At 58.8% G+C, this 12,694-nt stretch carries 12 protein-coding genes, 1 tRNA gene and 2 pseudogenes; 10 read left to right on the plus strand and 5 right to left on the minus strand.

What is annotated here, in order from left to right; genetic code table 11:
- Window positions 1-22: 22 nt before the first annotated feature.
- Window positions 23-334 carry a co-chaperone GroES gene (locus tag ACN9MO_RS33905; protein ID WP_057248415.1) on the minus strand — a complete coding sequence of 104 codons (312 nt, stop codon included), beginning with the start codon at window positions 332-334 and terminating at the stop codon, window positions 23-25.
- Between the two features lie 463 nt (window positions 335-797).
- Window positions 798-1,019 carry a hypothetical protein gene (locus tag ACN9MO_RS33910; protein ID WP_246805995.1) on the minus strand — a complete coding sequence of 74 codons (222 nt, stop codon included), beginning with the start codon at window positions 1,017-1,019 and terminating at the stop codon, window positions 798-800.
- A 602-nt stretch (window positions 1,020-1,621) separates the two neighbouring features.
- On the opposite strand from ACN9MO_RS33910, the gene ACN9MO_RS33915 reads away from it, so the two are divergent.
- Complete coding sequence (locus tag ACN9MO_RS33915; protein ID WP_234793078.1) at window positions 1,622-2,059, plus strand: YybH family protein; 438 nt, start codon at window positions 1,622-1,624, stop codon at window positions 2,057-2,059.
- Window positions 2,060-2,564: 505 nt separating this feature from the next.
- Here the strand turns inward: ACN9MO_RS33915 and ACN9MO_RS33920 are convergent.
- Window positions 2,565-4,373, minus strand: a complete 1,809-nt coding sequence (locus ACN9MO_RS33920) for a hypothetical protein (protein ID WP_057248414.1) — start codon at window positions 4,371-4,373, stop codon at window positions 2,565-2,567.
- Window positions 4,374-4,753: 380 nt separating this feature from the next.
- Here ACN9MO_RS33920 and ACN9MO_RS33925 point away from each other — a divergent pair.
- From ACN9MO_RS33925 to ACN9MO_RS33960, 8 genes and pseudogenes are all read left to right on the plus strand, one after another.
- Window positions 4,754-4,924 (plus strand): annotated as a pseudogene (locus ACN9MO_RS33925) (OmpA family protein); the annotation flags it as partial.
- Between the two features lie 54 nt (window positions 4,925-4,978).
- A complete protein-coding gene (locus ACN9MO_RS33930) occupies window positions 4,979-5,647 on the plus strand; it encodes a hypothetical protein (RefSeq protein WP_375293075.1) in 669 nt (222 codons plus the stop codon).
- A gap of 446 nt (window positions 5,648-6,093) precedes the next feature.
- Window positions 6,094-6,534, plus strand: coding sequence for an ion channel (locus ACN9MO_RS33935; protein ID WP_246806013.1), 441 nt, complete (start codon window positions 6,094-6,096; stop codon window positions 6,532-6,534).
- A gap of 167 nt (window positions 6,535-6,701) precedes the next feature.
- Window positions 6,702-6,776: pseudogene (locus ACN9MO_RS33940) on the plus strand (HAD family hydrolase); the annotation flags it as partial.
- A gap of 278 nt (window positions 6,777-7,054) precedes the next feature.
- On the plus strand, window positions 7,055-7,600 hold the full coding sequence (locus ACN9MO_RS33945; protein WP_162733700.1) for a class I SAM-dependent methyltransferase: 546 nt from the start codon (window positions 7,055-7,057) through the stop codon (window positions 7,598-7,600).
- 53 nt (window positions 7,601-7,653) lie between these two features.
- Window positions 7,654-7,782, plus strand: coding sequence for a hypothetical protein (locus ACN9MO_RS33950; protein ID WP_255571387.1), 129 nt, complete (start codon window positions 7,654-7,656; stop codon window positions 7,780-7,782).
- A 227-nt stretch (window positions 7,783-8,009) separates the two neighbouring features.
- Complete coding sequence (locus ACN9MO_RS33955) at window positions 8,010-8,201, plus strand: DUF6494 family protein (protein WP_057248410.1); 192 nt, start codon at window positions 8,010-8,012, stop codon at window positions 8,199-8,201.
- A 146-nt stretch (window positions 8,202-8,347) separates the two neighbouring features.
- Window positions 8,348-8,764, plus strand: a complete 417-nt coding sequence (locus ACN9MO_RS33960; RefSeq protein WP_244495533.1) for a thermonuclease family protein — start codon at window positions 8,348-8,350, stop codon at window positions 8,762-8,764.
- Window positions 8,765-8,871: 107 nt separating this feature from the next.
- Here the strand turns inward: ACN9MO_RS33960 and ACN9MO_RS33965 are convergent.
- Window positions 8,872-8,947 (minus strand) — tRNA-Ile (locus ACN9MO_RS33965).
- A 225-nt stretch (window positions 8,948-9,172) separates the two neighbouring features.
- Between ACN9MO_RS33965 and ACN9MO_RS33970 the strand changes: the two genes are divergently transcribed.
- The gene (locus tag ACN9MO_RS33970) at window positions 9,173-10,819 is read left to right on the plus strand and encodes a caspase family protein (RefSeq protein WP_425988810.1); all 1,647 of its coding nucleotides are present in this window, start codon (window positions 9,173-9,175) and stop codon (window positions 10,817-10,819) included.
- Between the two features lie 311 nt (window positions 10,820-11,130).
- Here ACN9MO_RS33970 and ACN9MO_RS33975 read toward each other — a convergent pair whose 3' ends face one another.
- Window positions 11,131-12,465 (minus strand): TadE/TadG family type IV pilus assembly protein, encoded by a 1,335-nt coding sequence (locus ACN9MO_RS33975; protein WP_425988812.1) that lies wholly within the window; start codon window positions 12,463-12,465, stop codon window positions 11,131-11,133.
- Window positions 12,466-12,694: the final 229 nt, after the last annotated feature.

Below are 12,694 nucleotides of genomic sequence, written 5' to 3' on the forward strand. Positions count from 1 at the left end.
TTGTGGGGTCGGAAATCGACCGTCAGGCAGCTTTGTTGGCCGCGACGGTCTTTTCGACGATGCCCATGATGTCGGCCTCGTTCATGATCAAATCCTCGCCGTCGATCTTGACATCGGTGCCGGACCATTTGCCGAACAGGATCGTATCACCGGCCTTAACGTGGAGCGGAATCAGCTTGCCGCCTTCATTACGCGTGCCTAGATCAACGGCGATCACCTCGCCTTTCTGCGGCTTTTCCTGGGCAATGTCGGTAATGATGATCCCGACCTTGGATTTGAGATCGCCTTCCGAGCGCCGGATGACGACGCGGTCATGGAGTGGACGGAATTTCATGGAGATTCTTTCTGCGGTCGGCGCATAGGGCGACTGCAATCCTTACATAGCACGATTGGCACTCGATTGATAGGAGTGTCAAGAAATATTATTTTACACAAGGAATAATATTGTAAAATATAAGACGATAATCCTGGCCAAGACGGCGCGGGGTAATTCTGGGAGTTATGCGGATATTACTTTACACACAACACATTTTTATTTGTCTAACTAAAACTTTTTTAATATCTTTTCGTAAAAAACCTTGACTACGCCTTTGAGTGGACCCCAATCGACTCGTGGAGGTGGGAAAGCCGAGGCACGAAAAGGCTCCACCCACGGCCGAGAAAAACTGGTCTTGCCGGTGCCACTCGGGCCATAGAAAAGGATGATACGCTTCTGGAGATCGAAGGGCTCCGGTGTGCGAAAACCACGGAACGGCCGAAGCGCCGGATGCCGCAAGCGTCTCCATGGCCAAGCCCCGTTAGCCGCGGCGAAGCTGAGCACTGGGCGCCTCGTCCGGGGCCGGACAAACGAGCCTGGCCAGATAAGCGGAACGCTGACTGCGATGGCGTGAGGTCTGGGCCAAAGCGTCGAAATTCGCGAGCGCTAGATTGGCAAGACGCCGTACATTCGACGGGATTTCCCTTTCCGGCTGGTGAAGCCTGGCGATAAAGCGCTCAAAGTACTGCTTGGCTGACGCCATGTCGTTCCCCCTCGAACTCCCAGTCAGAGTCCCGACGCTTTTGCAAAACCGAACGCACCAATTCTCCCCACATTCTAGGATTGTATTAGTTAACTTCTGGAATTCGCGTACCCCTTCGCCGTATCTCCGCCAGTTGCAGGGCCCTGGGTCGCAAGGGGCATTCGTGGCTCAAAATGTCGGCCTGGAAGCTGAGCAGAGCTGGCTGGCCTGCATCGTGAGTCAAAATGCACCGGTAGTTGCACCTGGTCTTCCTAAACGATGATGTTTTGGGTGCGTTGAGCCGTTCGGACTTCCGCGCTCATTCGCAGTCAAGGAATACGCGGGTCTGCTGTACGATTCCCTTCAAGGCGAGGGATTCGCTGTCGGCTTGCCGCCATGTCGCTCGGGCAAGCGACGATCGTCTCGAGCGGGAGGAGAGCGGCCATTTACCGGGCCGTCTCAAAACGCTGTCGCGAACCTTGTCTGGCGCCCATGCTATGCTGACTAAGCCAACTTGCACTGCGCCGCAGTTAGGGAAATTGCCTCCCTGTTGCGGACACACGGAATGTTGACCTGCGGGAGTCGCCAGTCCGCATCAGAGATAAAACGACAGGGAGGATGGCGTGTCCCTTGACGCCAATGACTTCGATCAAGCAGTTGAAAAATACCACCTGGCTCTCGATGCTTTCATGAAAGGAAACCCCGCGCCTGCGGCGAAGCTCTTTTCCCAACGAGACGATGTAACATTGGGCAATCCCTTTGGCCCTTTCGTGCATGGATGGAAGCAGGTCGTTGAGACGATGGAGCATGCGGCATCACATTACAGGGACGGCGACGCTATCGGCTTCGAGAACATAGCGAAGTGTGTGACGTCTGAGCTGGCATACCTCGTCGAAGTAGAGCGGCTCAGGTCCAAGGTTGGCGGTCGGAGTGATGTCACGCCTCTGGCGTTACGAGTGACGAGCGTCTTTCGCCCAGAGGACGGTCTCTGGAAGATTGTTCATCGTCATGCCGATCCGATAACGACGGCTCAGCCGGCCGATTCAGTACTCCGCCGATAGACGCGGTTGCGGTTTGGGGATGCGGTTCGATCCGTACCCCCTTGCTGCGGCAGCGCGGCTATTCTCCGTTCTCTGCCAAGGTCGCCCGCGTCATCGGGCTCGCAGCATCGGGCGGCCGCTCTGGGTCGAGAGAAGCCGTTCTTCTCGAGCCCTGTGCACGGCTTTGTTGCGAGGATGTTCACGTTCTGGGCTAAAATGATCGCATAGTGTATTGACTGGAATGGGGTTTCGGTTGCAGCCGGCGGCGGTGAGCAAAAGCTCGCGAGCTTCTCGGTTCACCGATCACGTCCCAGCGCGGGTCGTCGCGATCAGCATGTCGACACAGCGAAACCAGCTCCCTGGAGCTGACACCAAACCACCAATGCTGCCCACGGTTCGCTCTCGATTGAAACCCAACACATCCGAAGCTTACTTCGGCGAAAAAACCTATCTCTCAAAGGCGTATAGCGCCCGTAATTATGGTATGTTCCTGTGTCGTGACGGCCGTCTTTGTGTGGATCAGCCCCTAGGGCCGAGAGACCGGGGCCCCCTTCGGAAGCAGCATCGATGCCTGAACTTCGTCCACCGCTGGCAGCCCGGCCTTCCTGATGTCGGCGACCATTCTCGCCCGATCAGCGGGCTGGAAGTTGCGCGATTTCAGTTCAGCCACGATGTTCGGAATGAAATCGGGGCGCATCTCGTCCAATTGCTTGGCCTCCCGGCGGGCGTCGTCCATCATGTTCGCGTTCACGTAAATGACTGCTGCAACCGCGTGATAGAGCGGAAACGTCTGCAGATCCGCCTGGCGGATTTCGATCACTGCAGTTCGGTTGTCACGCAACATATAGGCGGCGAGCGCACGTGTCCCGTGATAGTAGCCACCGCCGCTGGGGTTGAGCTCGATTGCGCGATCCAGTAAAGCTGCCCCACGCTCCCATTGCCCACTTTGGGCAACGCGAGTCCCGAACTCGCCCAGAAGCTCGGTATCGTTAGGGTTGGTCTCCAACGCTTGTTCGCCGACTTTGAACGCCTCCGGAACCTGCTGGTTGAAAAACAGCGCAGTCATTAAAGCCTGCAGGGCACGGGTGTTGCCCGCATCCAGTTGAACTGCGCGCCGAGCGGCGCCTAGGCTGCGCTCGACCGGCGTCGGCGTGCCGGACCTTGTGTTGAACCGAAAACGTTCCTCGTCGAGATAGATGATCGAGAGCATGGCCCAGCCCGTAGCGAAGGTTGGGTAGCGTTCGATGGCGTTCTCGAGGCAACTCCGCACGTTCGCATGCTGCTTCACCGTCAACTCGGCGCGATAGGCGTAGAAACCAAGCGTGCAGGTGTATAGGCCAACATCGTCAGGGGGAGGGTTGACGGCATCCGCTTGGGCCATGATTCCATATGGCTGAGCGACCGTGGTCGCAACCTTGTTGGCAACGTCGGATTGAATACTGAACAGATCGCGGCTGTGAATGTCGTCGTCGTAGGTCTCGGACCAGAGAATCTTGTCTGTCTCGGTATCAACCAGACGTGCTGTCACGCGCACCCGCTGGCCTGCAACACGCACGCCCCCGGCGAGTAGGAACCGCGCACCAAGCTCGCCGCGCACCTGAGAGGCGGCCACTCCCGGCAACAGCGATTTGGACGTCTCACGCCCGAACACGTGGATTTCCTTGAAGCGAGGGAGGACTGTCAGCAATTCCTCGGTCAGGCCAGCCGAGTAAAGCTCCGCTTGTGGCCCATCGCCAAGATCGGTGAACGGGGCGACGAGCAGCGTCGGACCTCCCTCGGAGAGGAGGGCGTTCGACCGGCCGGGCAACAGGAGAGAGGACAAGGCGAAAGCGGCAATGCTAATGCCGAGCATTGCGCCAGCCCCGATCCCTACTGCGGTCATACGGCGCAACTGGACGCGAAAGCCGCGCACTGCAAGTGTCTTGGCTTCCTCCGCAGAACTAGCTTCGAATGCGCCGTTCCACTCGAAAGACGGCGCGTATCCACCTTTGGGGATGTCGATCCTTATCGGATCACACTGGCCCGCGACCAAGTAATAGCGCTCCAGCATGCGACGGAGGCGTCCCGCCTCGATCCGGACAACGGGATCGTCCTGCGTGAACCCTTCGCTCCGCTTGAACACCTCGACCGCAATGGAGTAGCCCTTGAGCCGCCCCGCACGACCCGCGAGAGCTTCTTCCGTGACATAGGTCAGGAACGCGGCACTACGACCAACATGCGGGAATTCGGGGCTGGTAATGATGCGGTCGAGTTGAGCGCGGATGTCATCCGGGCTCGGAGCAGGGCGAGATGGGGGCGACGCAGCCTCGTCCCAGGCTGACAATTCGTTCTGCATGGCTTGCACCTCAGCCACTTTACTACAGATTATATTCACTTTCGAATGCAACCTACTGCTGAAACTGGTCTTCGTCCAGAGAGGCCCGTGAACATACTGGCTGCGTCCAGTTCTCCTGATCCGAAGCAACGTGCTCCTGTCGAAATGGCCGGCACACGATCTACCGAAACTACGTCCTGCCGGATTGTAGGTTACTGTTAGATACCTTGCACTTTCGACTTCGCAGTTCACAGGTTGATGGGAAACCTTCCATCTCCAAGTCAAACCTTAATCGAGGGCGAGACATGCGCAGGTCCAACCGGGTCATATTGTTGCTTTCCTCAACCATCCTCGCAGTTGCTGTGGTTGAGGCATCTGCCCAGGAACGCCACGCCTACTTCAGCCAGAAACGCGCCGACGCTATCAATGAGGCGCTCTCGACCACTTTTGCGGTTTCCCCCGACCGCCTTTTTTCAGTGGGTGCCGGAGAGGAATGGCCGATCGATCCGGATCATCCGGGGTCGGCCGACAACCGGCGCGTCCAGTTGATCAACCTGGGACTTTTGAAGTAGCGGGCTCGTGGCCCAACCGGAGGACGAACATTGCCTAGGATCTCACATATCTGCATGGCCGCTTTCGCGGCGGCCTTCGTTTCCACGTCGCCGGCCCTCGGGCAGGACGCCATCTCGGCTCCCGCCCAGAAGACGATCGGGGCGACGAAATCTAAAATGGTGCCGTCGCTGGCTGTCCTCAATTCCGCAGGCGCAAAGCTTGAGAACGGCAAGCTGACGATGAGCGGTATTTCCGCGGTTTCAATCGTCTTCGCCGACCGCCCGGTGCGCTCTGCAGGTCATGTCCTGACCTCCGAATTCATCAATCAATGGGGCGAGGGAGGGGACAGCTTCGCCAAGGACCCGCCCAATGCGACGATATCGGTCTTGAGTGCCAAGGGAGATTCCGTTGCCGATGCGGTGGTCGTCCTGAAGACGCCGAAACTCGAAGGCGCAAACCTGACCTTTGAGGTCGCGGTCCTCGAAGGCGATCTCGCCGGAGCAGATGGCCCCGCGTCGCTATTCATCGACTGGTTTGCGGCACGCGGTCCTTATGGCGGCGTTGCGGTTGGAGGCGCTGGTTTTCGTGCTCCTGTCTGGCGTGGCGCCTACTATGCGCACCCGGCCTATGGGGGAGCCGTCGCAGCGGGGGCCGTGCTGGGAGCGGCTGCTGTGGCGTCCGAATATCACCCGTACTATCGCCCGCCGACATGCGGGTACTACCCCTATCCGCCCTGCTACTGAACTCTCAGGGGGAGGGACGCAAAACTAGGCAAACATCGGCGGGCGCTGGCCGCAGATCCTGACAGCCGATGGAGACCCAGCCATGCCGTTGACGTTGCTGTTCAGAGTAACAGCATTCGGGAAGCAGTTTAGCCCTCGCTCCACACCCGGCGCTCACTGCGATGGTGACGTACAATGTGCTGGCCCAGCCTTCTGGCGATCCTCTTCGTCAAAGGCGGCCTGGTCGGCGAACTGCTGCTGCGCGCGGTCGTATTACACGCGGTGTTGGGACTGTTGCTCGTCCAGACGTAGTTGTCTTCGAACGATCGAGTTCTGTGATGGTCGCCACTACCCTGATCAGCGACACCCCTGCAGACTGCCGCGCCTACGGATGGCAAACATCAAGGATGCAACGAGTGGAAGTCATCTCTACGCCAAAGCCCGTTCTGGAAATATTCGTCGGCACCTTGTTTTTGATCGTCGTCATCTTCGTGCACGGCGCCGGGATCCGGTCTATCAGTCGGCAGTTCAACGAATCTTGGGTGCACGTAACCAGCGCCACGCCGCATTGGCGGCTCAACATCATGCTGGCGGCGACAATCGCCGCTCTAGCGCTCCTGCATTTTGCAGAGACACTGATATGGGCGGTTCCCCTCTATGTGAAGGAGATCATCCCTTCGATGCGGGACAGCTACTACTACGTCCTGGAGAGCTACACCACGCTCGGCGAGGGCAGCGTCACTCTTCCAGACAGATGGCGGCTGCTCGGCCCGATTATAGCAATGTCCGGCCTGTTCACCTTTGGTTGGACGGGGAGCGTGCTGGTCAGCATCATGACCGACTTCGGGAGGTTCGACCGACTGCAGGCAAGGCAGGAGCGTACAGACGAGGACAAGGCGGAGTCATGAGGCCGACGCCCTCGAAATTCCGCCTGCGGTCACATGTTGGAAATGGCATTCATCTCGTGGAATGTCCACGGTTCAAACTGAAAGGGGAACAGCGCGACGACCACGCCGCGAAAAATATGGACGGCGTCGATGAGCATTGCGACGCTCCAGTAGATGCCTCCTCATTCCCTGTCATCACGCGGGACATGGTGAAATATGCCAAGCCCGATCCAGACCTTTTTCTCGCGGCGGCGAGATGGTTGGGCGGAATTGATCAGAGCAAGGGCCGGAGAGGCTGCGGAATTGAAATAGGTGCCTGCGATGCCAAGGGTCGTATCAGTCTTTCCCAATGTTCGCGAAGTAGAATTTCGATCCCTGCTCCCTGCCATAATGCGGGTTGATGTCGCTCCGCCTAGATCTAGCGGCCCGGTCGCTGGCGCGGAAGAACTGGCCGTCGGAGTACCGGGTTTGATCTGTCGTAGCCGATGCCAACCGACCTGCCACCTGACGAATAATAGCAACCGCGCCAAGGACGAAAATTATGCCGACGGACACCAGATTGAACGAACCGCGTGCTGAACGGAGACGTAAAGACTCCCGGCTCGAAAAATTGCTCTTCCGCCTCGAGGCCCAGCGCATCTGCCTCGAATGGGCCTTCCGAGAAATAGCCGGCCGGCCGGGCATTGTGTTCGAGATGGGCCTGGGTCACGGTCGCACCTACGACCACCTGCGCATCCACCTCCCGGAGCGCGAGATCTATGTGCTGGATCGCGAGATCGACTGTTTCGCCGACTGCACGCCGCCACAGAATTATTTGCTGCTCGGCGACATCGAGGACACGCTTGCTTCCGGAGCCACCCGCTTTGGCGGACAGGTCATCCTGGCACATGCGGATATGGGTTCGTATGTCGAAGCGAACAATATTGCGACAAGCGCCAAGCTGAGCCGATGCCTCCCGGCGGTCCTTTCGCCACATGCCATCATCCTGTCCGATTTGCCGCTCGAACTTGCGGGGACCCGTTCGCTACCGCGTCCACCGGGCGCGCCCAAAGACACGTATTTTCTCTACGTCAATGGGCCGCCGTGATCCGCCGGCCGCAACGGATTAAGCCACAACTCTCCCACGCGATGTTCTCGATCATGGACGTCTTCCCGACATTCGCGAAGCTCGCGGGCGGCAACGTGCCGGACGACCGGCCGTCGGACGGGATCGATCAGCGCAACCTGCTGCTCGGCGACAATGACGCGGACGTCGCGAACATTTGCTGACATTGGTCGGCTCTGATCTGATCGCCGTCCGCAGGAAGCAATTCCGGGCCTATTTCGTCAAAGTGGCACCCAGCCGCAACGGTCCTCCCGGCGCAACTCTGCTGGGCGGAGCGGGAAGCGGCGCCGCGCCGATGAACGGCCATCCCCAACGCTTACGCCTCACCGTCCTGCTTCCTTGACCACCCGCCTTCCCTTACAATCCCTTCTGGACACATTGGAGTTCTGCCATGAGCGAAGACGCCTTCAACATGTCAATCCGCAAGTTCCTGAAGGAAGTCGGCATCACCTCGCAGCGCAAGATCGAGGAGACGGTGCGCGAAGGGCAGGCCGGCGGCCAAAAGCTGAAGGTCCGCATGACGCTGACGGCGGAAGGTACCGACCTCAGCCACGAGGTGACTGGCGAGATCGAACTTCCATAAGAAACATCAAGCCTTCAGAAACCACCATCCGCGCGCGAATGCGGCCTTAGGCCAGCCGACACTAACTCGCTCTTGATGCGACTTGAACCGCCGTTCAGCGCAGCGGTTAAGCAAGGAGCTCCCTCCCAAAAGACATGCCGCCGGTCATGCCTCTCGCTGGCATCGTGATAGGTGTCGCCTACGGATGGGCAACCGTGCCGCCAGAAGACATCATTTCCGCATCCTTCCCCATATGCGGATCGGGCGCTCGGACAACGTGCGTCGTGGATGGTGATACATTCTGGCTTGACGGCATCAAGTACCGCATCGCAGACATCGACACGCCCGAGATCGGCGAGCCGCGTTGCGCGGGGGAGAAGGAGCTCGGCGAGCAAGCGAAGAACCGCCTGCAATCTCTTTTGAATGCCGGTGCCTTCTGCCTGAAAGCGGGTCTGCGCGACGAGGACAAGTACGGCCGAAAACTGCGCGAAGTCTACCGCGGCGGGCAGTCGCTTGGCGCCCAGCTGGTCGACGAAGGGCTGGCGCACCGTTGGGTAGGCTTTAAGCAGTCGTGGTGCGGATGAAGTGTAATCGAAGCGCGGCAACAAAGGGCAGGCACACGCGGCCACATGGCCAAGCCGTCGACCGCTCCTGCTGGTTTGCCTCGTGCCATTTAACGACCAGTATGGTGTGGTGGGCCCGGCAGGACTCGAACCTGCAACCAGTCGGTTATAAGCAGACGGCTCTAACCATTGAGCTGCAGGCCCCACCAGTCCGACAAGAATTGGCTCACTTAAGCGCCAGCAATACTGTCGTTCCCAATGCTTCAGATGCTCTTCGACCCCGATTGACTACATGCACGGGCAGGATCATTCTTGATCTTTTCGTCACGGTCCTTGGGGCTGCTTCGATGAAGTGACAGCGACAGTTCCGTTGTGTGCCTGTCAAACGCTCGGTTCGGCCTGGAAGCATAGTTGGTGGGGCTGGCTTTCATGCATTACATTCGTGCCGCTGTCGTGCTCTTGCTCCTTTTTCTAAGCTCTCACGCGTGGGCCGAAAAGCGTGTCGCGCTGGTCATTGGGAACTCGGCCTATCAACACGCGCCACAACTCGCAAACCCGCAGAATGATGCCCGCGACATGGCGTCGAAATTGACAGGACTGGGCTTCGTGGTGGTGACCGGCCGGGACCTCGAGCTGACGGGCATGCGGCGGGCGATCCGAGATTTCGTGGGCAAGGTCGAAGGCGCAGACGTAGCGCTTTTTTTCTATGCCGGTCACGGGCTTCAGGTAAACGGCGGCAACTACATCATCCCGATCGACGCGCAGCTTAAATCAAACAATGATCTGGATTTTGAGGCGCTGCCGATCGAGCTCGTGCTTTCCGCGATGGAGCGCAATGCCAGGGTCAATCTGGTGTTCCTCGACGCTTGCCGCGACAATCCGCTCGCCGCCACGTTGGCCCGGTCTCTCGGAACGCGATCTATGGTGGTCGGGAGAGGTTTGGCGAAACTCGACACTGGGGTGGGATCCCTCATTGCGTTCGCTACACAGCCTGGAAATGTTGCCCTTGACGGCGTTGGGCGGAACTCCCCGTTCACGACGGCTTTACTGGAACACCTCGGCACTCCCGGGCAGAGCATCACGGATGACCTGATTGCGGTGCGTCGCGCCGTGTTGCAGGTCACCGAGGGCAAGCAGATTCCCTGGGACAGCTCCTCGCTGACAGGCCCGGTTGTTCTCAATCCGTCGAAAGTTCCCGAGGTGGCAACAAGCCCGGCGGTCACATCGGACACGGACAGAAGCGTGGAGCTCGCGTATTGGAATTCCATCAAGGATGCGACCCAAAAGAACTTTTTCGAAGCGTACCTTCAGCAATACCCAAGCGGCGCCTTCGTCACGCTTGCGAAGTTGAAGATCGCGGCGATCGAAGCGCGCGAAACGGAAGGGCAGACAGCCGGATTGGGACAGACTGACCGCAACCGTGCCGCCCTACCTCAAGTCACGGGCATACCACCTGAACTTGCGACAATCGAGCAAACCACATCAGGCTCACCGGAAGCAGGTGCTGCGACCGGCCAAATGGATGCCGGCGAACTCAGGCTGGCCACCCAACGGGAACTGGTGCGTGTTGGATGCCTGGAGCAGGTCGACGGCAAATGGGGTAACGGCAGTCGGAAGGCGCTGCAAGCCTATGCAGAACGGAGCGGGCTCAAGCTTGCATCGCTCACACCGACCGAGGAGCTTTTGAACGGTCTGAAAGCGGCGGGTGGTCGTGTCTGCCCGCTTGTCTGTGGCAGCGGAATGGAGGTCCGCGACAACCGTTGCGTGGCAGCGGGCTTAAGTGTGTTCGATGGCATGTGGAAGATAACAAGGCATGCAACGACGGACTGCGGCGATTGGCGCGAACTCTCGACGTCCGTTCTCGTAAGAAACGGTGCAGTTTCGTCCGCCTCTGGTTTCTCGGGAAAAATCGCCAGCAACGGATCTGTCAGTATTAGCCACACATTCGTTCATAAGGGCAGGAAAGGCGGCAACATTCTCACCGGGATGATAAAGGGGGACAAAGGGAAGGGCAGGTTTAAGGGAACCGGGGCGGGCAGCGGCTGCTCAGGAACTATCACCATGAGCAGGATGTGAGCTGAACCTTTTGACTGACCCTGGGGCTTCCATGACGGGCATCCGTCGACCCGGTAAGACAATGGCCGACCGTTGTTGTCGTCAACGTTGCCGCCGGCACCGCACTACAAGATATCCGGGCGACGGGGGCAGCCACGTCTTTCCAACCCGCCCCCGAGCGTGCGTGCTGTTACGCAGGAGCGCATTCCAGTAAGAAGGTGCGGCCCGGAAACAGCACAATCTTTCGAACTTCCGGCATCACGAAAGTCGGGACCAGGCGCGACATAAATTTCGGAGAGTGTCTCCCGTATCGCCCATCTATCAGGTTCTTGTTATCTGAGCAGACGGATTGCCCCCGGATTGTTGATGGTGTTGTCGGCAAGCGTCGCCTTGCAATCCAGCTTGAAGCTGCTGTTGCCGATCATGGTGATCTCCTGCGCGACGATGCGCACGCATTCGCCGCTCGCAGAGCCGCTGCCGGCATACTGGATCTCTTTCGATGCCGGCATGTAGATGATGCCCGCAAGCGATGAGGCGCTGTTGCCGTTGATCGTCGCCGTCGCCGTATTGTTCCTGGCGGCCACGATCGAGAAACCCGCCCAGTCGCCCGTAAGCGAAGGTGTCACCTTGAAGGTCGAACCGCCGTGAATGTCGAGTTGGGCGCCATTCATCAAGAAGAAGGTGACGCCCTCAGCGGTGATCACCGACTGGCTGGCGAACTTGAGCGGGTTGCCATCGATGATGTAGGAACCCGGCCGCAAAAGAACCTTGCCCTTGATTTCCAGGCCACCATAGGTACCGGGCTTCAGTTCGACGGTATAGCCGGCGGGCGGGTTGTTCGGCGTCTTGCTCGTACCGTTGCAGTCGCCATTGCCGCTACCGCCGCCGACGAAGTTCTGGCCGCATCCCGCGAGGCTCACCCAGCTCCCTGTCGTCGGCATTTTCTTCGACAGGAACGGGTCTCGGATCGGGGCTACCTCTTCCACCGCCTTGGGACAGGCAAGCGTGAGATGGGCAAGCGTCGCCGAGACCTTGCCGGCCGTATAAAGACACTCGGTCTTGAGCGTGGCCGAACCGCTGAGATAAATCGACTGCGGATCGGTCGAATTCGAGGTGATGGTACAGCCGGACGTATCGACCGTGGCGCTGCCGCTAACCTCGAAAGCTCGGGTTGCGGTCGAACTCAGTGCCAGCATGCAGGCTTCGCGCCCCGGCATGCGGGCGGCGACGCTGACGCGATCAATCGTATAGGGTCGAAGACCGAAGAAAAGCGGCGGGTATTTGTGCTGATAGGTCGCTGTCGCCGTCGTCTCTACACCGAGGGAGCCGAACGCAAGGTTGACTGCGTTGGAGGCCACAGGCGCCGAACTCTCCGAACCGAGCTCGTCGACGATTTCAGGCGTGCCGAAATTGGCGAAGAAGGTCTTGTTCGCCAGGTCCTTCGCCGTGGCTTCATCACCGTCGTCGCCATAGGACTTGACCGCGGAAAAGGCGGCCGCATCGAGTCCGTCCTGCATCTTGGCGGCCTCGAGATTGATCCGGGCGAGATTGATGGCGATGGAAGCGCCGGTAAGCAGCGGTATAAGCGCCAGAGCTGTCATGACGGCGAAATTGCCGTTTTCGTCCTTCAGGAAGCGAACAAACCCGGTCTTCAGATTGCTCAGCATCTTCCCCGATCCCTTCATTTCTACATTAGGGATAGATAATATTGTCCGAGCTAAGAAGTCGTTAAAGGCGAACAGATGTAGTGCAGGTTCAATCACTCCGCGAAAAGCATTGGTCGCTTGTCCACGCAAATGGGCCGCGAATTCCATGGACGCTGGTTGCTTTTCAACGTCAGTCAATGAGGAACCCTAAAATTATGGGGACAAAGATAGTCAGAGACCAGAACGAAGG

This window comes from Ensifer sp. R-19 (assembly GCF_049905105.1).
Lineage (GTDB): Bacteria > Pseudomonadota > Alphaproteobacteria > Rhizobiales > Rhizobiaceae > Ensifer.

Excerpts from the sequence above, each read along its gene's own strand:
- ACN9MO_RS33960 (WP_244495533.1), top strand. The coding sequence starts at position 8,348 with ATGCCTCTCGCTGGCATCGTGATAGGTGTCGCCTACGGATGGGCAACC.
- ACN9MO_RS33950 (WP_255571387.1), top strand. The coding sequence starts at position 7,654 with ATGGACGTCTTCCCGACATTCGCGAAGCTCGCGGGCGGCAACGTGCCG.
- ACN9MO_RS33975 (WP_425988812.1), bottom strand. The coding sequence starts at position 12,465 with ATGCTGAGCAATCTGAAGACCGGGTTTGTTCGCTTCCTGAAGGACGAA.
- ACN9MO_RS33955 (WP_057248410.1), top strand. The coding sequence starts at position 8,010 with ATGAGCGAAGACGCCTTCAACATGTCAATCCGCAAGTTCCTGAAGGAA.
- ACN9MO_RS33945 (WP_162733700.1), top strand. The coding sequence starts at position 7,055 with ATGCCGACGGACACCAGATTGAACGAACCGCGTGCTGAACGGAGACGT.
- ACN9MO_RS33905 (WP_057248415.1), bottom strand. The coding sequence starts at position 334 with ATGAAATTCCGTCCACTCCATGACCGCGTCGTCATCCGGCGCTCGGAA.
- ACN9MO_RS33930 (WP_375293075.1), top strand. The coding sequence starts at position 4,979 with ATGGCCGCTTTCGCGGCGGCCTTCGTTTCCACGTCGCCGGCCCTCGGG.
- ACN9MO_RS33920 (WP_057248414.1), bottom strand. The coding sequence starts at position 4,373 with ATGCAGAACGAATTGTCAGCCTGGGACGAGGCTGCGTCGCCCCCATCT.
- ACN9MO_RS33970 (WP_425988810.1), top strand. The coding sequence starts at position 9,173 with ATGCATTACATTCGTGCCGCTGTCGTGCTCTTGCTCCTTTTTCTAAGC.
- ACN9MO_RS33910 (WP_246805995.1), bottom strand. The coding sequence starts at position 1,019 with ATGGCGTCAGCCAAGCAGTACTTTGAGCGCTTTATCGCCAGGCTTCAC.